17 protein-coding genes are annotated in these 20,827 nt (G+C 65.2%); 15 read left to right on the forward strand and 2 right to left on the reverse strand.

Annotated elements, in window-relative coordinates; translation table 11 throughout:
* Positions 1-31: 31 nt before the first annotated feature.
* From JWQ90_RS25115 to JWQ90_RS25140, 6 genes are all read left to right on the forward strand, one after another.
* Positions 32-1,237 (forward strand): acyl-CoA dehydrogenase family protein, encoded by a 1,206-nt coding sequence (locus tag JWQ90_RS25115; RefSeq protein ID WP_299697810.1) that lies wholly within the window; start codon positions 32-34, stop codon positions 1,235-1,237.
* A gap of 7 nt (positions 1,238-1,244) precedes the next feature.
* Entirely contained in the window at positions 1,245-2,399 is a 1,155-nt protein-coding gene (locus tag JWQ90_RS25120; protein WP_299697811.1) for an acyl-CoA dehydrogenase family protein, read from the forward strand.
* A 103-nt stretch (positions 2,400-2,502) separates the two neighbouring features.
* Positions 2,503-3,690 (forward strand): acyl-CoA dehydrogenase family protein, encoded by a 1,188-nt coding sequence (locus JWQ90_RS25125; protein WP_299697812.1) that lies wholly within the window; start codon positions 2,503-2,505, stop codon positions 3,688-3,690.
* A 133-nt stretch (positions 3,691-3,823) separates the two neighbouring features.
* On the forward strand, positions 3,824-4,948 hold the full coding sequence (locus tag JWQ90_RS25130; protein WP_299697813.1) for an acyl-CoA dehydrogenase family protein: 1,125 nt from the start codon (positions 3,824-3,826) through the stop codon (positions 4,946-4,948).
* Between the two features lie 24 nt (positions 4,949-4,972).
* Complete coding sequence (locus tag JWQ90_RS25135) at positions 4,973-5,767, forward strand: enoyl-CoA hydratase-related protein (protein WP_299697814.1); 795 nt, start codon at positions 4,973-4,975, stop codon at positions 5,765-5,767.
* A gap of 143 nt (positions 5,768-5,910) precedes the next feature.
* Positions 5,911-7,122, forward strand: a complete 1,212-nt coding sequence (locus JWQ90_RS25140) for a CaiB/BaiF CoA-transferase family protein (RefSeq protein ID WP_299697815.1) — start codon at positions 5,911-5,913, stop codon at positions 7,120-7,122.
* An 81-nt stretch (positions 7,123-7,203) separates the two neighbouring features.
* On the opposite strand, the gene JWQ90_RS25145 is transcribed toward JWQ90_RS25140, so the two are convergent.
* Positions 7,204-8,673 (reverse strand): FCD domain-containing protein, encoded by a 1,470-nt coding sequence (locus JWQ90_RS25145; protein ID WP_299697816.1) that lies wholly within the window; start codon positions 8,671-8,673, stop codon positions 7,204-7,206.
* Positions 8,674-8,885: 212 nt separating this feature from the next.
* Here JWQ90_RS25145 and JWQ90_RS25150 point away from each other — a divergent pair, with 212 nt between their 5' ends.
* The 8 genes from JWQ90_RS25150 (at position 8,886) to JWQ90_RS25185 (ending at position 16,555) form a co-directional block, all read left to right on the forward strand.
* Positions 8,886-10,043, forward strand: coding sequence for an amidohydrolase family protein (locus JWQ90_RS25150; protein WP_299697817.1), 1,158 nt, complete (start codon positions 8,886-8,888; stop codon positions 10,041-10,043).
* Positions 10,044-10,245: 202 nt separating this feature from the next.
* Complete coding sequence (locus JWQ90_RS25155; protein WP_299697818.1) at positions 10,246-11,277, forward strand: phytanoyl-CoA dioxygenase family protein; 1,032 nt, start codon at positions 10,246-10,248, stop codon at positions 11,275-11,277.
* 116 nt (positions 11,278-11,393) lie between these two features.
* Positions 11,394-12,131: an SDR family NAD(P)-dependent oxidoreductase gene (locus tag JWQ90_RS25160; protein WP_299697819.1), complete on the forward strand. Its 738-nt coding sequence runs from the start codon at positions 11,394-11,396 to the stop codon at positions 12,129-12,131.
* Positions 12,128-13,282: a sulfotransferase gene (locus JWQ90_RS25165; protein ID WP_299697820.1), complete on the forward strand. Its 1,155-nt coding sequence runs from the start codon at positions 12,128-12,130 to the stop codon at positions 13,280-13,282. Before JWQ90_RS25160 ends, JWQ90_RS25165 begins: the two co-directional genes overlap by 4 nt.
* Positions 13,279-14,052, forward strand: a complete 774-nt coding sequence (locus tag JWQ90_RS25170; protein ID WP_299697821.1) for an enoyl-CoA hydratase-related protein — start codon at positions 13,279-13,281, stop codon at positions 14,050-14,052. Before JWQ90_RS25165 ends, JWQ90_RS25170 begins: the two co-directional genes overlap by 4 nt.
* Positions 14,053-14,071: 19 nt before the next feature.
* Positions 14,072-14,875: an SDR family NAD(P)-dependent oxidoreductase gene (locus tag JWQ90_RS25175; RefSeq protein ID WP_299697822.1), complete on the forward strand. Its 804-nt coding sequence runs from the start codon at positions 14,072-14,074 to the stop codon at positions 14,873-14,875.
* Between the two features lie 191 nt (positions 14,876-15,066).
* The gene (locus JWQ90_RS25180) at positions 15,067-15,396 is read left to right on the forward strand and encodes a hypothetical protein (protein ID WP_299697823.1); all 330 of its coding nucleotides are present in this window, start codon (positions 15,067-15,069) and stop codon (positions 15,394-15,396) included.
* A 10-nt stretch (positions 15,397-15,406) separates the two neighbouring features.
* The gene (locus JWQ90_RS25185) at positions 15,407-16,555 is read left to right on the forward strand and encodes a hypothetical protein (protein ID WP_299697824.1); all 1,149 of its coding nucleotides are present in this window, start codon (positions 15,407-15,409) and stop codon (positions 16,553-16,555) included.
* Positions 16,556-16,645: 90 nt separating this feature from the next.
* Here the strand turns inward: JWQ90_RS25185 and JWQ90_RS25190 are convergent, their stop codons facing one another.
* On the reverse strand, positions 16,646-19,072 hold the full coding sequence (locus JWQ90_RS25190) for a TonB-dependent receptor (RefSeq protein ID WP_299697825.1): 2,427 nt from the start codon (positions 19,070-19,072) through the stop codon (positions 16,646-16,648).
* Positions 19,073-19,262: 190 nt separating this feature from the next.
* Between JWQ90_RS25190 and JWQ90_RS25195 the strand changes: the two genes are divergently transcribed.
* Positions 19,263-20,810 carry a tryptophan halogenase family protein gene (locus JWQ90_RS25195; RefSeq protein WP_299697826.1) on the forward strand — a complete coding sequence of 516 codons (1,548 nt, stop codon included), beginning with the start codon at positions 19,263-19,265 and terminating at the stop codon, positions 20,808-20,810.
* The last annotated feature ends 17 nt before the right edge of the window (positions 20,811-20,827 follow it).

Raw genomic sequence — 20,827 nt, forward strand, 5'->3', positions numbered from 1 at the left:
CGCTCCTCCCGCCCTACGGTGGTCTTGAGCGATGGACCTTCGCTTCACCGATGAGGAAAACGCCTTCCGTGAGGAAGTGCGAAGCTTCATTCGCGAGAATCTGCCGAAGCCCGTCCACGCCAAAATGCTGGAACATCGTGCGCTGAGCAAGGACGAGGTCGTCAGCTGGCAGCGCATTCTCAATGCGCGCGGCTGGGCCACTCCGAGTTGGCCCGCGGCCTGGGGCGGCCCCGGCTGGACCGCGGTGCAGCGCTATATCTTTCTCGATGAACTGCACCAGTTTCCGGCGCCGGAGCCGGTGAGTTTCAACGTCTCGATGATCGGCCCGGTGATCGGCACTTTCGGCAGTGACGAACAGAAGGCGCGGCTGCTGCCGCGCATCGCCAATCTCGACGACTGGTGGTGCCAGGGATTTTCGGAGCCCGGCGCAGGTTCCGATCTGGCCGCGCTGAGTACCAGCGCGATCCGCCATGGCGATCACTACGTCGTCAACGGTACCAAGATGTGGCAGGGCATGGGCCATCGCGCGGACTGGATGTTCACGTTGGTACGCACCGATCCGGCGGCGAAGAAGCAGGCCGGTATCAGCTTCCTGCTGATCGACATGAAATCGCCGGGCCTGAGCGTGCAGCCGATCATCACCATCGATGGCCGCCACGAGGTCAACTCGGTGTTTCTCGACAACGTGCGTGTGCCGGTCGCGCAGCGCGTGTACCTGGAGAACAAGGGCTGGGACGTCGCCAAGTTCCTGCTCGGCAACGAGCGTACCGGCATCGCGCGCATCGGCATGTCCAAGTATCTGATACGTCGCGCCAAGCAGATCGCCGCGCAGGTGCAGGACGGTGACCGTACGCTGGCTGAGGATGCGGGTTTCCGCCGCCGCTGCGCGGAGATCGAGGTCGAGCTGAAGGCGCTGGAAATCACGCAGATGCGCGTGCTGGCGGCGATGGGCGAACATGCCGAGAAACCCGATCCGCGCTCGTCGATCCTGAAAATAAAGGGCGTCGAACTGCGCCAGGCCGCGTCCGAACTGCTGTTGCGCGCGGCGGGGCCGCTGGCGCTCGCGGCCGAAGGCGAGTACGACCCACCGAACCCGGAAGACGCGCCGGCCGACACCGAATGGGGCAGCACGATCGCGCCGGTATATTTCATCCTGCGCGCTGCCTCGATCTATGGCGGCGCGACCGAAGTGCAGAAGAACATCCTGGCGCAAGCCGTGCTCGGCCTGCCCAAGTAGGAAGCTCATGGACTTTGATCTCGCAGACGAGCAAAGCCTGTTCAAGGACGCCATCGACAAGCTGGTGCAGAAGGAATACGGCTTCGAACAACGCCGCCGCTATGCCGCCGAGCCCGAAGGCTGGAGCCGGCGCGTGTGGTCGCAGCTGGCGGAGCAGGGCTTTCTGGCACTGCCGTTCGATGAAGCCCACGGCGGTCTCGGTTATGGGCCGGTGGAACTGATGCTGGTCAACGAGGCGCTCGGGCGCGGCCTGTTGCTGGAGCCGTATTTGAGCACCGTGGTGATCGCCGGCGGCGCGCTGCGCGCTGGCGCCAGCGACGAGCAGCTCGCGCTTTGGGTGCCGCAGATCGCGGCCGGCGAATTGCTTGTTTCGCTGGCCTATCTGGAGAAGCAGTCACGCTACAACCTGGCCGATGTCGCCACGCGCGCGGAACTGCGCGACGGCGAATACCGCCTCAGCGGCACCAAGATCGCGGTACTGCACGGCGACAGCGCCGACCGCCTGCTGGTGGCGGCGCGCACCGCCGGCGCGCGCACCGATGAAGAAGGCATCAGCCTGTTCATGGTCGATGCCGATAGCGCCGGCCTGCGCCGTCGCGGCTATCGCACGCAGGATGGCTTGCGCGCTGCAGATTTAATTCTGAGCGACGTCGCCGTGCCGGCCGCCAATCTCGTCGGCCGCATCGGCGGCGGCCACGCGCTGTTGCAGCGCGCCTCCGACTACGCGATTGCCGCGCTGGCCAGCGAAGCGGTCGGCTGCATGCAGGCCGCGCTCGAGATGAGCGTGGATTACCTCAAGCAGCGCCAGCAGTTCGGCGCGCCGATCAGCCGCTTCCAGGCCTTGCAGCATCACGCCGCCGACATGCTGGTCGAAGTCGAACAGGCGCGCAGCATGGCGATGCTGGCCGCGCTGGTGGTTGACGATGTCGACGAAGCCGAGCGTCGCAAAACTCTGTCTGCGGTGAAAGTGCAGATCGGCAAGTCGGGCCGTATCGTCGGCCAGCTCGCGGTACAGTTGCATGGCGGCATCGGCGTCACCGAGGAATATGCGGTCGGCCACTACTTCAAGCGGCTGACGATGATCGAATCGCAGTTCGGCGATGGCGAACATCATCTGACGAAGATTGCGGCAGCCGGTGGCTTCGTTTCGGTGACGCCGTGATATCCAAACTTTCACTCGTCATTCCCGCGAAGGCGGGAATCCGGTGCCGTCGAGCGCTGGCTTCCAAGCTCTGGATTCCCGCCTTCGCGGGAATGACGCTGAGATGAACTTTCAGCCCGACCCCGCCGACCAGGCCTTCCGCGAAGAAGTCCGCGCCTTCCTGCGCGAGCAACTGCCCGTCGATGTCGCCGCGCGCAATCGCCGCGGCTTTCATCCCAGCAAGGAAGACGAGCTGTGGTGGACGCAGCTGTTGTATCGCCGCGGCTGGTCCGCGCCGCATTGGCCGGTCGAATACGGCGGCACCGGCTGGTCGCCGCAGCGGCGTTTCATCTTCGAAGAGGAGTGCTTTCTGGCCGGCGCGCCGCCGACCTGCGCGGCGGGTTTCTCGCTGCTTGGTCCGGTGCTCTACACCTATGGCAGCGACGATCAGAAAGCGCGCTTCCTGGAGCCGACGCGCAGAGGTGAAATCTTCTGGGGCCAGCTGTTCTCCGAGCCCAATGCCGGTTCCGACCTGGCGTCGCTGAAAACCACTGCGGTGCGCGATGGCGATCATTACGTCGTCAACGGCCAGAAGACCTGGACCACCGAAGGGCACTACGCCGACTGGCTGTTCTGCCTGGTGCGTACCGACAGCAGCAGCAAGCCGCAGCGCGGCATCTCCTTCCTGATCATCGACGCGAAGTCACCGGGTGTGACGATCCGCCCGATCGTGTCGATCGACGACGCGCATACGCTCAACGAAACGTTTCTCGACAATGTCCGGGTGCCGGTTGCCAACCGCATCGGTGAAGAGAACGCCGGCTGGTCCTACGCCAAGCTGCTGCTCGAACACGAGCGCGCGTTCTCGGCCGAGGTGCCGCGCAACAAGCGCCTGCTGTCGCAGCTGAAGCACATCGCCGCGCTGGCGCTCGACGGCGGCGCGCGGCTGATCGACGATCCGCTGTTTTCATCGCGCATCGCCGAGGCCGAAATCGAGCTGCGTGCGCTCGAATGGCTGACGCTGCGTGCACTTGCCGACATGGATCACGGCGCCGACGCCGGCAGGCCGGTCGGCTCGGTGCTGAAAGTGCGCGGCTCGGAGCTGATACAGAAAATCGGAGCATTGATCGTCGAAGCGCTTGGTCCTTATGGCCTGATCGCCTATCCGGAGCTGGATTTTGAAACGCTGCCGGGGCCGGAAGCTGCCGCCGGCAAGACCGCCGACTTCCTGTATCGCCGCGCGGTGACGATCTACGGCGGCTCCAACGAAATCCAGCGCAACATCATCGCGAAGGGGTTTCTGGGGCTATGACGATGGACCTTTCTTACATGGCTAGCATCGTAGGGCGGGAGCATCCCGCCTTGCGCGTGGGAGCCGCGCGAACGGCGGGATACGCCGCGCTGCTCCCGCCCTACGGCGGTTCATGTGCTGGTGAGGCGCGCTGATGGACTTCGCACTGACCGAAGAACAGAGCATGCTGCGCGACAGCCTGCGTCGCTACGTCGAAAAGGAGTACGCGTTCGAAGCGCGGCGCCAGTTGATCGAGCAGGCCGGTGGTTTCAGGCGCGCGCACTGGAATGCCTATGCGGAGATGGGCTGGCTGGGTATCGGCCTGCCGGAAGCGTCTGGCGGCTTCGGCGGCGACCTGTCCGACTCCGCGATTCTGCTGGAGGAGTTTGGCCGCGGGCTGGTGGTCGAGCCTTACGCGGCCAGTCACATACAGGCCTCGCGTCTGTTGCTGCATAGCGGCGATGCGCGCGCGGCCGAATTGATCGAAGCGCTGATCGCCGGCAGCACGCTATACGCGGTTGCGCACAACGAGCCTGGCGCCCGCGGTCGCAGCCTCTGGGTCGAGACGCGCGCCGCGGCGACCGGCGGGGGTTCCCGGATCAGCGGCACCAAGACGCAGGTACTGGCCGCGCCGTCCGCAGACCGGTTCCTGGTGTCGGCGCGCAGCGAGCAGGGACTCAGCCTGTTCCTGATCGATCGCGATACGCCGGGCATGTCGCTGCGCGAATACCGGCTGGTCGATGGCAGCCAGGCCGCCGATCTGAGTTTCGATCAGCTGCTGCTGCCGGAATCGGCCCTGCTTGGCGCGGCCGGCAAGGCCGATTCGGCGATCGACCTTGCCATCAGCGCGGCGACGATCGCCTGTTGCGCCGAGATGGTCGGCGCGATGGAGCAGGCCCTGTGGATCACCCGCGATTACCTGCGCACGCGCAAGCAGTTCGGGGTTGCCATCGGCAGCTTCCAGGCGCTGCAGCACCGCATGGCCGACATGTACATCGCGCTGGAACAGGCGCGCTCGATGCTCTATCGCGGGCTTGCCTATGCTGAAGATGGCGATGCGATACGGCGCCGCGGCGCCGTGTCGGCGAGCAAGGCCCAGGTCGGCAGGAGCGCGCAGTACATCGCCGCGCAGGCGGTACAACTGCACGGCGGCATCGGCCTGACCAACGAATACTGCATCGGGCACTACTTCAAGCGCCTGCTCGTGCTGGAGGCCGCGTACGGCTCCAGCGCCTATCACGTCGGCGTGGTCGCGCAACAGCTGCGCGACGCCGCCTGAGGTTCATCGTCCGAGGTTCAGCGCATGTACGAGTCCTACCGCAGTCTGAAGATCGAGCGTCGAGGCGCGGTACTGGTGGTCACGCTCGACAATCCACCGACCAACGCGGCCGACATCGGCACGCATCGCGAGCTGTCGACGATTTTCGACGACATCGCGCGCGACGATGCGACCAAGGTCGTTGTGGTGACCGGCGCCGGCACGCGCGCCTTCTCGGCCGGCGGCGATATCGACGTGATGCTCGACCAGCTCACCAATACCGAGAGCCTGAAACTGCAGTTCGACGAGGCGCAGCGGATGCTACGCGCGCTGCTGGCGCTGGAGAAGCCGGTGATCGCGCGCATCAACGGCCATGCGATCGGCTTTGGTGCGACGCTGGCGCTGTTTTGCGACATCAGCTATGCGATCGAGACCGCCAAGATCGCCGATCCGCATGTCGGCGTTGGCCTGGTCGCCGGTGACGGCGGCGCGCTGATCTGGCCGTTGCTGATCGGCTACGCCCGAGCCCGCGAATACCTGCTGACCGGCGACGCCATCAAGGCCGCTGAGGCCGCGATGATCGGCCTGATCACGCGCGCCTACGCGACGATGGATGAACTCGATACTGCGACCTATGCAATGGCCGAGCGCCTTGCAGGCGGCGCGTCGCGCGCCATCAACGGCACCAAGACCGCGATCAATCTGGTGCTGCGCGGACAGGTCGAGGGCCTGATTGCTGCACACTCCGGGCTCGAATTCATCTCCGAATTCAGCGCCGATCACCGCGAGGCGGTAATGGCGTTCAAAGACAGGCGCAAGCCGCAGTTCAACGGCAACTAGTGAACCGTAGCGGATCATGAAAGTTAATCGCGTTGAGGCGCGTCACCGTAGGTCGGCAATCCCTTGCCGACGTGAGGCAGCGATTACACAGCAGGTGTACACGTCGGCAAGGGATTGCCGACCTACGGCTGAGGGAAATTGACATGCCATCCATCGCATTGAAAGGCGTGCGCGTACTCGACCTGTCTCGTGTGCTTGCCGCGCCGCTGGCGACGCAGCTGCTCGCCGACCTCGGCGCCGAGGTGATCAAGGTCGAGCGGCCCGGCAGCGGCGACGAGGCGCGCACCTACGGCCCGCCGTTCCTGCACGATCTGGAGGGCAAGGCCACCGACATCGCCGCGTTCTATCTGGCCTGCAACCGCAACAAGCAGTCGATCACGATCAATCACGCGGCGCCTGAAGGCCAGGCATTGATCCGCAGGCTGGTCGCCGAATCCGACGTGCTGGTCGAGAATTTCAAGACCGGCACGCTGAAGAAATACGGGCTCGACTACGACAGCCTGAAGGCGATCAACCCGAAGCTGATCTATCTGTCCGTTACCGGCTTCGGACAGACCGGGCCCTACAGTCACAAGCCGGGTTACGACGGTATTTTCCAGGCGATGGGCGGGCTGATGAGCGTCAGCGGCCATCCGCAGGAGCCGATGAAAGTCGGCATCAGCATGGTCGATATCCTGACCAGCTTCTATGCGGCGGTCGGCATACTCGCGGCGCTGCGCCACCGCGATCACAGTGGCGAGGGGCAGTACATCGACCTGTCGCTGCTCGATTGCGGGCTGGCTTCGCTGTCGCATTTCGCGATGAATTATCTGGTGTCGGGCACCGTGCCGACGCGTCGTGGCAACGGCGGCTTCGGCGGCATTCCGTCGCAGGCTTTTCAGTGCAGCGACAAGCCGATCTTCATCGTCGCCGGCAACAACAAGCAGTTTGGCAGCTTCTGCAAGCTGGCGGGGCGTCTGGACATCTTCGAAGACCCGCGCTTCAACACCACGGCCGGGCGCATCGCCAACCGTGAACAGATCCTGCCGATACTTGACGAGGTCTTTAAGACCAAGACACGCGACGAGTGGCTGGAACTGCTGGACGCCAACGACATCCCGGCAAGCCCGGTCAATGAATTGCCGGAGGTATTTGCGAATCCGCAGATCCAGCATCGCGGCATGCTGACGCAGACCGAGCACCCGCTGTCGGGCGCGCTGAAGCTGCTGGCGAATCCGATCAACTTCTCGGCAACCCCGGTGGGTGAATACGCGGCGCCGCCGCTGATGGGCGCGCATACGGATCAGGTGCTCGCGGCGAAGCTCGGTTTGAGTGCCGGCGATCTGGCGAAGCTGCGCGCTTCCGGTGTGATTTGAGACCTCGTAGGTCGGCAATCCTTTGCCGACGTGTAACTTCGATGCGCAAATGAGGCCTCACGTCGGCAAGGGATTGCCGACCTACGGGTGCAGCGCAGCGAGGCCGAGTTCCAGTACCTGGTTGAGCCAGGCTACGTGCTCCTGCGCGACGAGTTGCGCGCGCGGTTCGTCGCGGTCCAGCAGCGCCTGCGTCAGCCGTGCGTGGCGCTTGCGCAAAGTCTGCGCAATATCGGCCGGCAATCGGGGCTGCGCCTCCTCGGTCAGCGTGAACAGCGTGCGCAGCAGCAGCGAAAGCGCGCGGTTGCGGCCGAGCTGACTCAGCTGCGCATGCCATTCGATCGCCAGCGCGGTGATCTGAGTATCGTCCGCCGCTTGCAGACGTGAGTTGAGTTCGCTGATCGCGCGCAGATCCGCTGCATGCGCACGAGTCACCGCGAGGTGGATCGCGCCGCGCTCCAGTGCCTCGCGCACGGCCAGATAGTCCGACGCTCCCAGGCCGGCGCGGCGCAGGTAGCGCTTGGCCGAGGCGATGGTGTAGTCCGCGTTCGGGCGGCCGATCATCAGTCCGCCGCCGCGCCCGCGCTGCGGCCGCACGATGCCGTGCAGCTCGAGCATGCGGATCGCCTCGCGCAGCACCGAGCGGCTGACGCCGAAGCGCTCGATCAGGCCGGCCTCGTCGCTGAGACGTTCGCGTGGCCAGCCCTTGGCTGCGACGTCGCGCGCCAGCGCCAGTGCCAGCCGCTGTGCCAGCTTGCCTTCGCCTTCGCTGCCGGAAGGCAGCTCCATCCAGTCCTTGGCCGAGGCACGGCGACGGCGCTCTTCGAGCAGCTTGCAGACTTTCAGGCTGCTGGCGCTGAAGGCCTCGACCGCGGCTCCGGCGGCATCGGCGTCGCCGGTTGCGATCGCCTCGCTGATGGTGCGCAGGATCGCGTTCACGCGCTGGGTCTCGCGATCCCTCACCACCGGTGATCCGAGATCGGCCGGCAACACGTCGGTCGACCAGTTGCTGAGCGCCTGGCTGAATAACTGCACGACCGCGTTGCCGCTGATCTCGGCGATGGCGCCGGGCAGGGCAAGGTGGCGTTTGCCGATCGCCCGTACCGTTGACGGGCCCTGATCGAGTTCGGCGCTGATCTGGCGCAGACGGCTGCGAGCGCTCGCGTCGATGCGCCGGCTCGCCAGCTTCGCCGCCTGCATGTCGAGCAGCGCGCGCGCCTCGACGATCTCGTCCCAGCCGATGTCGGAGAATTCCAGATGAGCCGTGATCGCGCGCACCGCGGTCATCGACGCCGTGGCCGCGACGGTCAGGCCGCCGCCGCCGCCGCCGCCGCCGCGACGCATCACCGCGACACCGTGGCGCTCGAGCTGGCGGATCGCATTGCGCAGCGTCTCACGGCTGACCTCGTACTGCGCCATCAACTGCGCTTCGGTGCCGAGCGGCGTGCCCGGCTGCAGCTGTTCGCGCTCGACGCGGTCTTCGATCGCGGCGGCCAGCAGCTCGGGTCGTTTGGGGCGTGCAACAGCTTCGGGCGGGACGTTCGTGTCGCTCATGAGGTGCTGGTTTCGGCTTCGCCAGCAGTTTAGGGCTTGCAGCCCGTGTTCGTCGCAGATCGATGCAAGGCGGCCGTGTGTAAGGGTGCTTGACTCTGTCGATTTAAATAGCGCACTATCGATGCAGAAACGGGTGGCGGCCTTGTCTTGGCCAAGCCCGGACCGATCCGGCGCACCACGAGATGCGCGACCCGCGAGGCAGGAGAATCAACATGGGTGATTTCGTTTTCAGCATGGATGCGCACGTGATCGAACCGCGCACGCTGTTCGCCGAACGCTTGCCCGAGGCGATGAAGGACCGCGGTCCGAAGGCCGAGCGCAAGGACGGCTACCTCAACATCATCTGCGACAACAAGATCGTCCATCGGATGAACATGGGCGACGGCTATCACGGCCAGGAGCGGCATGGCGGCGTGCAGCCGAACCTCGACCCGCGGCTGAAAGACATGGCGCAGGACGGTATTCACGCCGAGGTGATTTATCCGACCTCCGGCGGCGTGCCGTATCTGGTCGAAGATCCGGAGCTGAAGATCGCCTGCAGCAGGATCTACAACGACTGGTGCATCGAAACCTTCAAGCCGCATCCGCACCGCTTCGTTCCGACCGCGGTGCTGCCGGTGGCGCCGGGCACCATCGCGCAGGCTACCGCCGAACTCGAGCGCTGCATCAAGCTGGGTTATCGCTCGGCACTGGTGCCCTGCGTGCTGCCGGAAGGCCTGAAGTTCAACGGCAACGATCTCGACCCGCTGTGGGCGCTCGCACAGGAAGCCGGCATTCCGATCTCCTGGCACGTCGGCACCGGCTCCTCGCCGGTCTACGAGCGCGGCCCTGGCGGCGCTGTGATCAACTATGTCGAGGTCGGCAACTCGGCGCAGCGCGCGGTGTTCCAGATGGTCTGCGGCGGCGTGCTCGAGCGTTTCCCGAACCTGCAGATGGTCACGGTCGAAGCCGGCGCGTCCTGGCTGGCGTTCCTGTGCGAGCGCATGGACGAGGTGTATCGCGCGCACCAGTTCTACGTCAAGCCGAAGCTGTCGATGATGCCCAGCGAGTTCGTCAAGCGCCAGGTCAGCTGCACCTTCCAGTTCGACCGCGCCTGCATCATGTCGCGCTCGGTCACCGGCGTGAAGCCGCTGCTGTGGGCCGCCGACTATCCGCACCTGGAAGGCACGTTCCCGCATTCGCAGAAAGTCATTCAGGGCATTTTCCAAGGCATCGACATTTCGGCCGAGGACCGCGCCGCGATACTCGGCGGCAATGCCGCGAAGCTGTTCAAGATCGACATCGCCAGGAGTCTGGCCGATGCGCAGATCACCGCCGCGCGCCTGTCCGCCGGTGCTGAAGCCGATCCGGCATCGCTGACTGCGTTGTAGGGCGGTGACGCGGTGATGTCTCAGCATTCGCAAGCCACCGTCATTCCCGCGTAGGCGGGAATCCAGGGCTCCAAGCACTCAGCCGTGAACTCTGGATTCCCGCCTTCGCGGGAATGACATTTCAAAATTTATGTGCCGCACTACTAACTGCAGGCGCCCACGGAGGCGCCCCACGAAATCATCAGAGTCCGAGGAGATTTCAATGAGCACTTCATTCGCTACCGCAATGCCGGCCGCCTACAGCCTCGATCTTCCCGAGGCGACGGCGGACGTCGAGCAGAACAAGCGCAATCTCGATGAGTACGGCCTCGCCGTGCACCAGGCGCTGTTCACGCCGGAACAGGTGGCCGTGCTGCTCGCGCGCCTGAAAGAACAGGCGGAGATGGAAGAAGAGCAGGGCGTGGCCCAGCTCAGCGATCAGAGCTCCACCAGCAAGACCTGGATCGGCCGCGCCAGCGACGGCCCCGCCGAACCCTGCTGGCAGGGCATCCCGATGCTGGTCAACAAGGGCCGCGTGTTCATCGACCTCGGCGTGATGAACCCGGTGCTGCACCAGTACGCGAACCACTGCTTCAAGAACTACCCGATGATGCTGTCGAGCATGACCGGCCTGATCGTCAAGAAGGGCGCGACGCCGATGGTGATTCACAGCGATCAGCAGTTCGTGCCGTTCCCGACGCCGACGCCGGTGTACTTGAACATGATGGTCTGCCTGACCGATTTCACCGAGGCCATGGGCGCGACCCGCGTGGTGCCGCGCAGCCACAAGTGGAACCTGTACCCGAAGACCACGATCGGGCCGCAGGGCGTGCCGATCAATCCGGAGCCGATCGAGACCGTGCCGGTGATCTGCAAGGCCGGCGACGTGATCCTGTTCGAGAGCCGCACCTGGCACCAGTCCGGGCATTCGACATCGGACACGGTGCGCTACTCGTTCACGCTGCTGTGGAACCAGTCGTGGATGCGGCCGATGGACGACATCGTGCAGAGCCTGCACGACGACGTTTACGAGTCGCTGCCGGTCGAGGTGCGCTCGCTGCTCGGCTTCCGCTTCGATGCCGCCGGGCGTTTCGAGCCGCGCTATCCGGGCGACCGCCAGTCGATGAACCGCGGCATGCCGTTCGTGCCCGAGCTGACTCGCGGCGGCAAGAAGAAGGCGGTGCCTTTCGGCAATCTGAAAGCCGGTTTTACTTACGGCTACGAGAATGACGCGCACGAGAAGCACGTCAAGTAAGCCAGCCGAGTAGCTTGGGGTGAGCGCAGCGAACCCCGACATGAAGTCCGCGCCGATGTTGGGGTTCGCTGCGCTCACCCCAACCTACACGCTGCGATGCGGTTGAAGGAGCATGTATGCCTCGCTTCATTGGAAAAACCGCGCTGGTCACCGGCGCCGGTGCCGGCATCGGCCGCGCTGTTGCGTTGCGGCTCGCCGGCGAGGGTGCGGAAGTGTTTGCGGTCAGCCGAGGAAGCAAGGTCGATGAACTCGTCGAACTGGGGCAGGGGCGTATCGCCGCGTATCGCGCCGATGTCTCCGATCCTCAGCAGATCGAGGCGATGGTCGGCGCCTGCGTCACGGACTACGGCCGGATTGACGTGCTGATCAACAATGCCGGCATCTCGCACGGCGGCACGCCGATCCACGAGCTCGATGTGGAACTCTGGGACCGCATCATGTCGGTGAACCTGCGCGGCGCGTTCCTGGTGATGAAGCACACGCTGCGGGTAATGATGGCGCAGCGCGGTGGTGCCATCGTCAACATGTCCTCGGTAGGCGGCAGGCGGCCCTCGGTGGGCTCGGCCGCGTATATCGTCGGCAAGGCCGGGCTCAACATGCTGACGCAGCAGGCGGCGCTGGAATACGTGGCGCATGGCATCCGCGTCAACGCAGTGGCGCCCGGCATGATCCTGACGCCGATGGTCAAGGGCGCGTCCGAGGGCGTGATCGAGTGGAAGAAATCGATCACACCGATGCAACGGCTCGGCACGGTCGATGAAGTCGCAGCAGTGACCGCCTTCCTGGCTTCCGACGAAGCCGCCTACATCACCGGCGCGATCTACGCGGTCGACGGCGGGCGCTGCGCCGAATGAATCGCTCCTTCGTCGCCAGCGAAACGCGCCTGCACGAGGCTGCGACCGCGCTTTGCGGCATGCGCGATTTCGGCGACGGCTACCTGCCGGCGCTGCGCAAGCTGCTGCACGCGCTGGATCACGACACCCGGCTGACCGAATCCGGCTGGCAGAAATTCTTCGACCGCATCGTGCAGGTGCTGGTAGGGCGCGCCTATTCACAGCGCGGCTGGCGCGAGCATCCACAGTGCCTGCAATACGAGCTGCGGCCACCGATCCTGATCACCGGCCTGCCGCGCACCGGCACCACCGCGCTGCACCGCGTGCTGGCGATGGACCCGCAGTTCCAGGGCCTGGAATACTGGCTGATCGACAACCCAATGCCGCGGCCGCCGCGCGCGCGCTGGGAGTCGAATACGCTGTACCGGCGCGCGGTCGACGAGTTGGAAGCGCTGTATCGCGAAGTGCCGGCGATGAAGGCCGCGCATCCGATCATCGCCGACGAAGTCTACGAATGCCTGCTGCTGACGCGGCAGAGCTTGCTGTCGGTGGACTTCACCACCAACGCGCATCTGCCGAGTTACCAGAGCTGGTTCCTGCAGCAGGATTTCGCGCCGATGTGGCGGCGTTATCGCGACAATCTTCGCTTGATCGGGCTGAACCAGGCCGGCCAACCCTGGCTGCTGAAGAACCCGGCGTCGCTGTTCAGCCTTGCCGGCTTCATCGAAGTGTTTCCGCAGGCGACGATCATCCAGACGCATCGCAATCCGGTGACCTCGGTCGCCTCCGGCGCGAGTCTGGCGCGGATGGCGCGCATTCCCTACGAGGGCCCCGATACCAGCCTCACCGCGGCGGCGCAGCGCGAGGTCGAGCTGTGGGGGCAGGGCATCGACAGTGCGATGGCGGTGCGGCGCGCGCATCCGGATCGCTATGTCGATGTCTACTTTGCCGACTTCGCTTCCAGGCCGATGCACACCATCCGCCAGATCTACGAGCGCTGCGGGCTTGCGCTGAGCGATGCGTCCGCGGCGGCGATGCAGCGCTGGCTGGACGAAAACCCGCAGAACAAGCACGGCGAGCATCGCTATTCGCTGGAGGGTACCGGCATCAGCGAAGACACGATACGCCGGCGTTTCGCCGCGTATATCGATCTGTATGGCCTGGCCGCATGAACGTGCTGTGCTCCATCGCCGACGGCGTCTGCGAAATCCGCCTGAATCGGCCGGACAAGCTCAACGCGATCACGCCGCCGATGTGGGTCGAGCTCAACGCGGCGCTGGATCGGGCGCAAGCCGACTCGGCGGTGCGCGTGATTCTGTTCAGCGGGGCAGGCAAGTCGTTCTGCGCCGGCGCCGATCTGGGTGCCTTCAGTGCCGACGCGATGGCTGACGAGGTGCCCAGCGGCCTCGACAATCCGGGTGGCCGCTTCACCGCGCGGCTGCCGCATATCGACCGGATGATGATCGCCGCGGTGCAAGGTCACGCGGTCGGCATCGGCACTACGCTGCTGCTGCAGTGCGACTACGTGCTCGCTGCGCCGACGGCCAGGTTGCTGCTGCCCTTCGTACAGCGCGGCTTCGTACCGGAGGCCGGCAGCTCGTTGAGCCTGCAGCAGCGCATCGGCTATCTGCGCGCAGCCGAGATGATGCTGATGGGCGAGCCGGTCGATGCGGCGACGGCCCGTGAATGGGGATTGCTGAATCGGCTGGTCGACGAGGATCGGCTGCTCGCCGAGGCGCGCGCTGCGGCGGCGCGCGTCGCCGCGCTGCCGCCGTCGGCACTGCGGCGCACCCGTGAGCTGATGCGTCGGCCTTGCGCGACCATCGACGCGCAGTTGCTGCGCGAGTCCGAGGCCTTCACCGCGCAGCTGCACACCGAAGAAGTGCGCGAGGCGATCGCCGCTTTCATGGAGAAGCGCAAGCCGGATTTCTCCGGGTTCTGAGCGCAACCGGAGAGGCACTGTGCAGGATCTGAAAGGCCGCGTCGCGTTCATCACCGGAGGCGCCAGCGGCATCGGCCTGGGGATCGCCCGAGCCTGCGCCGAAGCCGGCATGAAGCTGATGCTCGCCGACGTCGATGCCGATGCGCTTGCGGCCGCGCAGGCCCGCCTGGCCGCGACCGGGTACGCGGCTGCCGTGCAGATTCTGGATGTTCGCGACGAAGCGGCCTGGGATGCGGCGGCCGCTCGCGCCGAAACCCTGTTCGGCGGCGTGCACCTGCTATGCAACAACGCCGGAATCACCGGCAGCGGACGCCCGGTGGAAGAACTCGAGCCCGCCGAATGGCGGCGCATCATCGACACCAACCTGACCGGCAGCTTCCTCGGTTTGCGCAGCCTGCTGCCGCGCATGCGCCGCGCGGGCCAGGGCGGCCACGTCGTCAACACCGCGTCGATGGGTGCACTGCTGCCCTACGCCGGCGGCGCCAGCTACGTCGCCAGCAAGGCCGGCATGCTTGCGCTGAGCGAAGCCTTGAGGCTGGAACTACGGGGCTCAGCCATCGGCGTCTCGGTGCTGCTGCCGGCGCAGGTGCGTACACGGCTGTTCGAAACCTCGTCGCAGCAGCTGGCGCCGCAGGATGCGGATGCGATGTCGCGCCGGGCGGCGGCGCGACACCGTCTTGAATACGAAGGCATGGAGCCGCTGGAAGTGGGCCGCCAGGTGCTCGACGCGATCCGCGAAAATCGTTTCTACGTGTTCACTCATCCGCAGCTCGGTGCCGCTGTCGAGCAGCGCTTCGGGGCGATGATCGAGGCGATGAGGTAGTTCCTCGTTCGCGGACTCTTGCTTGTAACGCGATCTCCGCTACATTTCCAGGTCGCTCAAAGTCTAGACGGCATTGCGCTAGTGGTTGAAGCTCTGTGGGGGCGAGAGCGGCATCGCATCATCAAGCATGAGGATGCTGCGCTGTCGAAAGTCCGACACGGTCTGTCGTTAGCACATAAAGGGGGAATGTCATGTCGACCAAGTTCGGATTGGTCCGGGTCAGCGGCGCGGCCTCGCTGCTTGGCGCGTTCTCGGTTCGCAAGGAAAAAAGCCTGGATTCCGTGCCGATCGCCGGCGCCAATCTCATTGAGGGCCAGGACGTTGCGGTCGAACTGGCAGCCGGGACTTACTGGGCGCGCTACGTGATCCTGATCGTGGAGAACGGTTTTGGCGGGACGTTCCACTACCAGTTGCCGATCGACGGCGTATCGCGTTACGACAGCGGCGCCAAGAACGTCGACACGACGCGCGGTCCGCGCGACCAGGCCGTCGAACGGCCCTGGGTCCAGTTCAACGTCTAAGGCAAACACGATGATGATCAAGCTTAGCCAGCGGGCATGCGTGTTGTTGTGGGCCCTGTCGTCGATCCCGGCGTTTGCCGAGGATCAGGTGACCCCGGTGTATCAGCATGAAGGTGGCGCCGCAGTCGAGGGCGGCGGCGACTGGAGCAGCTATCAGTCCGACGATGCCGCCGGCTCGGTCACCGCGGCGAGCCTGCTGGGCATCTCGGGCGACGTCGTCGCCAACGTGGAGAACATCCGTGACATCGTCGTCGCGTTCAAGGGTGCGAGTGAAGGCGGCGGCAACGGGACGCTCGCCCTTGCCGTGGCGCCGGCGCGCACGGCCTGGTCGCCATTCGACTTGCCGGACTATCGGAATCACGACTACGTGCGCCTGCTGTCGTCGACCACACTCAGCTACGCGCAGGGGCAGGCCAAGATCGGCGACATCGATTACGAGCGTCAGGCCGCCGCCATCGAGATGAGCTATATCTTCAACCGCAGCGACGACCCGGTCATCGCGTTCGACGATGCGCTGCACGACCAGGCAGTCACCGAGCGTAAAGACAAATGTACCGTGCAGGCGGAGCTTTTCAAGCAGGCAAATCAGGTCGGCGGACAAGAAGACGACAAGCCGATCTTCGACGCCGTCAAGGCCTGCGACCAGATCGTCCAGGCCAGCCTGCGCTGGAACCGCTCGAACGCGTCGTTCTCCTATGGGCAGGGCTGGATCAAGCCGCACGACGGCGGCGACCAGAGCAGCCTGGGCAAGACACTCGCGGTGTCGTTGACCTATGGCTTTGAACATCTCGACGGCGGCCGGCTGGATCTCAAGAACCGCGCCGCGCTTGCCGTCACCTATCGACGCAGCCTGAGCGAACCGGTGCTGCAGACCCTGGGCACTGCCAGCGTCGAGCGCAAGGACACGTCGCTGCTGGTGGCGCGCCTGACGTTCGGCTCCGACACAATCCGCGCGCTGGCCGAGTTCAGCGATGCCGGCTCACGAGACATCACGGCGTCGCAGCGAACCTTCAAGCAAGCCCTGGGCGTCGATCTGCGTCTGATCAAGGGAGCATGGGTGAATCTGCGCTTCGGCCGGCTGAGCGACGTCGGCGGCGACGGCAAGGAAACGGCCTCGCTGCTGAGCCTGAGCTACAGCCCGTCGGCGCTGCTCAACTGAGGCGATTGGCGGAGTGGCCGATGGGGCGAGCGTGAAAAAGCGAGGCAGTGCCCAGCAGGGAAGCACTGCCTCGTGGGGAAACCGCTGGGCTCAGAACTCGAGCCCGACGTTCGCGCCGTAGGTGCGTGGCGGCAGATACTGCGATTGCCAGACGCCGAACGAGCTCTGTGCATTGGTCCTGATATCCGAGTTTTCGAGGTTCTGGACGAAACAATCCACATACCAGGGCTTCTCCGATGCGGCCGTGTAGCGCAGGCCCAGGTCGGTGCGGGTGTAGTTCTTCTGGCGATCACCCGAGCCGTCGTTGAACACGCTCAGCCAGCTGGCCGTCTCGTAGTGCGAGCTGAGGCGCGGCGCCAGCACCGCGCCATTGGCCAGGTGGAACTTGTGTTCGTAGAGCAATTGCGCGGCAAATTTCGGCGCATGCGGCAGCTCGTTGCCGGTCACATCCAGACAGTTCGAAATGTCGGCGACCGGGCAGGGCGGCAGCGCGTAGTCGTTGCTGCCGGCGATCAGCTTGCCGAGTTCGGTGTGCGTATAGGCCATCGACAGCCGGACCAGATCGTCGCGGCTGATCTTCGCGGCCATTTCGGACTCGACGCCGTAGACCTTGGCGCCTTCGGCGTTGGAGGTCACCAGCGAATGCGATCCGTCCGTGTTGGTGACCGGGGCGCTGAACTGGAAGTCCTTGAAGTCCTGGTAGTAGACCGCGTTGTTGAAAGTGACGCGATTGTCGAAGAAGCTGTTCTTGATGCCGGCCTCGTAATTGGTCAGCGTCTCCGGGCCGTATTCGACCCCGCCGTCCTGCAGGCCACCCGATTTGTAGCCACTGGACAGGCTCGCGTAGGCGAGGGTGTCCTTGGCTATGTCGTAGCCGACACGAGCGAGGTAGGTGAGCTTGTTGCCGCTGTAATGGCCGTCGTTGTGCTGGTAGGTCGAGAAGCCCGAGCCTGGCGCCAGCGGGTCGCTGCTGGGGTCGACCGGCACGTGGGCCGCGGTCGTTGCGCTGTCCCAGCCGTTGTTGGTGCCGCCCTTGTTCTCGCGAACGTCGGCGGTATAGCGCAGGCCACCGGTCAGGTGCAGGTCCTGCGTCAGGTTCCAGGTGGTCTGGCCGAAGATCGCCTTGGACTCGACGGTTTCCTTGGGCTGGATGAAGGATCCCTGCCAGGCCACGGTGCCCTGCTGCGTGCCGTTGAAGATCGGAATGTCGAAGCGGATCTCGTTGTCTTCCGCCGCGTAGTACAGGCCCAGTATCCAGTCGATGCTGTGTTCGCCGCTGGATTGCAGCGTCAGCTCATGGCTGTAGTTGTTGTAGCGCGAATGGTTGGTGCGATCTTCCTGGTAGGTTGCGCCGGTAGTGAAGCTGGTCGGTACCTTGGCGCCGCCGTCCTGGTCGAAATCCGAGGCGCCGGTGAAGTGCGAGTAGCCGGCGACGTAGGCCATGGCCAGGTCATCGTTGATCGCGTAGTCGACACGGCTGCGCAGGGTCGTGGCGTCGCGCTTCACATAGGGCGCCGTGTCGATCAGTGCGGACCAGCGGTCTTCGCCGGGCCGCGGGTCCTGCATCAGATTCATGTTGGGCGTGCCGCGATCGGCGAAGGTCTCGAGCGACAGGTTCCAGCTCAGCTGCTCGGACGGATGCCACAGCATGCTGGCTCGCGCGGCGCTCTGATCCTGGGCGCTGTATTTGTCGCCTTGCTGCACGAACAGGTTCGGATTCAGCGGCTGGAACGGCACGCTGGTTTCATTGGCGGCGTTGTAGGCGGCAAGGGCGGCCTGCTGGCTTTGCAGCGACGGATGCGGCGCATCCTGATAGTCGACATAACCGTCGTGCTGCTCGTGCACGAAGGCCAGGCGTACCGCGAAGGTATCGCCCATCGGCAGGTTCAGCGCGCCGCGCGTGCCGAAGCGGTTGTAGTTACCGACTCCCGCCTCGACCTGGCCGGAGGTTTGCCCGAGCACCGCTCTGGCGGTCTGCATGTTGACGGCGCCGACGGTGGAGTTGCGGCCCCACAGCGTGCCCTGCGGCCCGCGCAGCACTTCGATGGAGTCCATGTCGAACAGCAGGCTGGTCGCGCCTTCGGCTCGCGGCGAATAGATGCCGTTGACGAACATCGCCACTTCCGGATCGGCGTACTCGGTCTTGGCGCTGTCGTTGCCGATGCCGCGCAAGGTCATCGTGATCACGCCGTGATCGCCTTGCGAGGTCGCCTGGAAACTCGGCACCAGATGGACGATGTCCTGCACGGTCTGCACATGCGCATCCTGCAGCGCCGCGGCATTGATCGCGGTGACCGCGATCGGTGTTTCCTGCAGCGAGGTCGAGCGCTTGGTCGCCGTGACGATGACTTCCTCGATCGCGTCCGGCTCGGTGGCAGCGACGGCTTGATTCTCCGGCGGCATAGGCGGCGCCTGCTGGGCCATCGCCGACGGCGATCCGGCGAGGAAGGCCATCAGCAAAGCGCGCCGGCTGAACGCGGCTTCCTTCAGACGGAACTTGGGTTCCTTGATTCGCATCTCTCTCCTCCTTATGGGCTTGCGCCTCTGTGTTCATTTTTTTGCGTGCTCATTGCAAACGCACGCCGAACCTGTGCCGCGATACTGAACCAATTAAGACAGCGCTGTCAATTAAATTTAACCGAGGTTGACAGCGTTATCAGGAGCCGCCATCGTCGCTACATGAGGCATTAAAAATTGGGGAGAGAAAATGGCGGCCATCAAACGGATCTTGATCGTCGGCGGAGGCACCGCCGGCTGGCTGACCGCCGCGATGCTGTCGCGTCTGCTCGGCAGCGCCGGCGGGCAGGGCGTGCAGCTGACGCTGGTGGAGTCGCCGGAGATCGCCACGGTCGGCGTGGGCGAGGGCACGTTCCCGTCGATCAAGGGCAGCCTGTCGCTGATCGGCATCGACGAGGCGCGCTTCATGCGCGCCAGCCAGGGCACGTTCAAGCAGGGCATCCAGTTTCGGCACTGGGTGCGGCCGCCGGGCGCGGCCGGTGCGGCGAGTTACTTCCATCCTTTCAGCCTGCCGAGCCAGCGCGGCGACGGTCCGGAGCTGCTGCCTTACTGGCTGCTGGGCGAGACCGAAGGCCGGCCTGCATTCGCAGAGGCAGTGACCTTGCAGAAATCGATCGTCGACGCTGGCCGCGGCCCGAAGCGGTTCAATGACGCGGATTTTCAGGGGCCGATGAACTACGCGTATCACTTCGACGCCGCGCGCTTCGCCGCGCTGCTGTGCGAGCACTCGACCGCGACCGGCGTCGAGCATTTGCGTGCGACGGTGGAACGCGTCGAGCTGGCTGCCGACGGTGCGATTGCCCGCGTGGTGACGCGTGAACGCGGCGCGCTGACCGCTGATCTGTACATCGACTGCACCGGCTTTCGCGCGGCGCTGATCGGCAGCGCTCTCAAGGCGCCGTTTCGCAACATGAACTCGGTGCTGTTCAACGATCGCGCACTGGCGATGCAGGTGCCCTACGAGCGGCCCGATGCGCCGATCGCGCCTTACACCATCGCCGCGGCGCAGGAGGCGGGCTGGATCTGGGACATCGGCCTCGACGCGCGGCGCGGCGTCGGCTACGTCTATTCCAGCCGCTACAGCAGCGACGAGCGTGCCGAGGCGGTGTTGCGCGCCTATGTCGGCCGCGCCGGTGCCGGTCTGGAGGCCAAGCCGATCCGGCTCAATGTCGGTTACCGCGAAACGGCCTGGGTCAAGAACTGCGTATCGGTCGGCCTTGCCGGCGGCTTCGTCGAGCCGCTGGAATCATCCGGGATCGGCCTGATCGAAACCGCGGCCTACCTGATCGGCTACCTGTTGCCGCATGACGGCGAGATGGCGCCGGCGGCGCGGATCTACAACGAGCTGATGACCGGCCGTTACCAGCGCATCTTCGACTTCATCAAGATGCATTACTGCCTGAGCCAGCGCAGCGACAGCCGCTACTGGATCGACAACGCCGACGCGGCGACGATTCCGGACACGCTCAAGGACAAGCTCGCGATGTGGCGTTACCGCGCGCCGCACCGGCTGGATTTCGTCACCGACCTGGAAATGTACCTGCCGTCGAGCTGGCAGTACGTGCTGTACGGCATGGAATATCGCAGCGACCTGTCGGCCAGCCGCGCCCGCTATCCGCGCGCCGAGCAGGCGCAGCGCGAGTTCCAGACGATCCGCCAGCTCGCGCCGCACGCGGTGGCCGATCTGCCGGATCACCGCGCACTGGTGAAGCATATCTACCGGCGTGCGCTGCGCTGATCCGCTCCGGCAAGGCG

Origin of the sequence: Hydrocarboniphaga sp., from assembly GCF_028291725.1 — a bacterium.
GTDB lineage: Bacteria > Pseudomonadota > Gammaproteobacteria > Nevskiales > Nevskiaceae > Hydrocarboniphaga.

Excerpts from the sequence above, each read along its gene's own strand:
- JWQ90_RS25180 (WP_299697823.1), top strand. The coding sequence starts at position 15,067 with ATGTCGACCAAGTTCGGATTGGTCCGGGTCAGCGGCGCGGCCTCGCTG.
- JWQ90_RS25190 (WP_299697825.1), bottom strand. The coding sequence starts at position 19,072 with ATGCGAATCAAGGAACCCAAGTTCCGTCTGAAGGAAGCCGCGTTCAGC.
- JWQ90_RS25140 (WP_299697815.1), top strand. The coding sequence starts at position 5,911 with ATGCCATCCATCGCATTGAAAGGCGTGCGCGTACTCGACCTGTCTCGT.
- JWQ90_RS25145 (WP_299697816.1), bottom strand. The coding sequence starts at position 8,673 with ATGAGCGACACGAACGTCCCGCCCGAAGCTGTTGCACGCCCCAAACGA.
- JWQ90_RS25115 (WP_299697810.1), top strand. The coding sequence starts at position 32 with ATGGACCTTCGCTTCACCGATGAGGAAAACGCCTTCCGTGAGGAAGTG.
- JWQ90_RS25150 (WP_299697817.1), top strand. The coding sequence starts at position 8,886 with ATGGGTGATTTCGTTTTCAGCATGGATGCGCACGTGATCGAACCGCGC.
- JWQ90_RS25160 (WP_299697819.1), top strand. The coding sequence starts at position 11,394 with ATGCCTCGCTTCATTGGAAAAACCGCGCTGGTCACCGGCGCCGGTGCC.
- JWQ90_RS25165 (WP_299697820.1), top strand. The coding sequence starts at position 12,128 with ATGAATCGCTCCTTCGTCGCCAGCGAAACGCGCCTGCACGAGGCTGCG.
- JWQ90_RS25130 (WP_299697813.1), top strand. The coding sequence starts at position 3,824 with ATGGACTTCGCACTGACCGAAGAACAGAGCATGCTGCGCGACAGCCTG.
- JWQ90_RS25120 (WP_299697811.1), top strand. The coding sequence starts at position 1,245 with ATGGACTTTGATCTCGCAGACGAGCAAAGCCTGTTCAAGGACGCCATC.
- JWQ90_RS25195 (WP_299697826.1), top strand. The coding sequence starts at position 19,263 with ATGGCGGCCATCAAACGGATCTTGATCGTCGGCGGAGGCACCGCCGGC.
- JWQ90_RS25155 (WP_299697818.1), top strand. The coding sequence starts at position 10,246 with ATGAGCACTTCATTCGCTACCGCAATGCCGGCCGCCTACAGCCTCGAT.
- JWQ90_RS25125 (WP_299697812.1), top strand. The coding sequence starts at position 2,503 with ATGAACTTTCAGCCCGACCCCGCCGACCAGGCCTTCCGCGAAGAAGTC.
- JWQ90_RS25135 (WP_299697814.1), top strand. The coding sequence starts at position 4,973 with ATGTACGAGTCCTACCGCAGTCTGAAGATCGAGCGTCGAGGCGCGGTA.
- JWQ90_RS25170 (WP_299697821.1), top strand. The coding sequence starts at position 13,279 with ATGAACGTGCTGTGCTCCATCGCCGACGGCGTCTGCGAAATCCGCCTG.
- JWQ90_RS25185 (WP_299697824.1), top strand. The coding sequence starts at position 15,407 with ATGATGATCAAGCTTAGCCAGCGGGCATGCGTGTTGTTGTGGGCCCTG.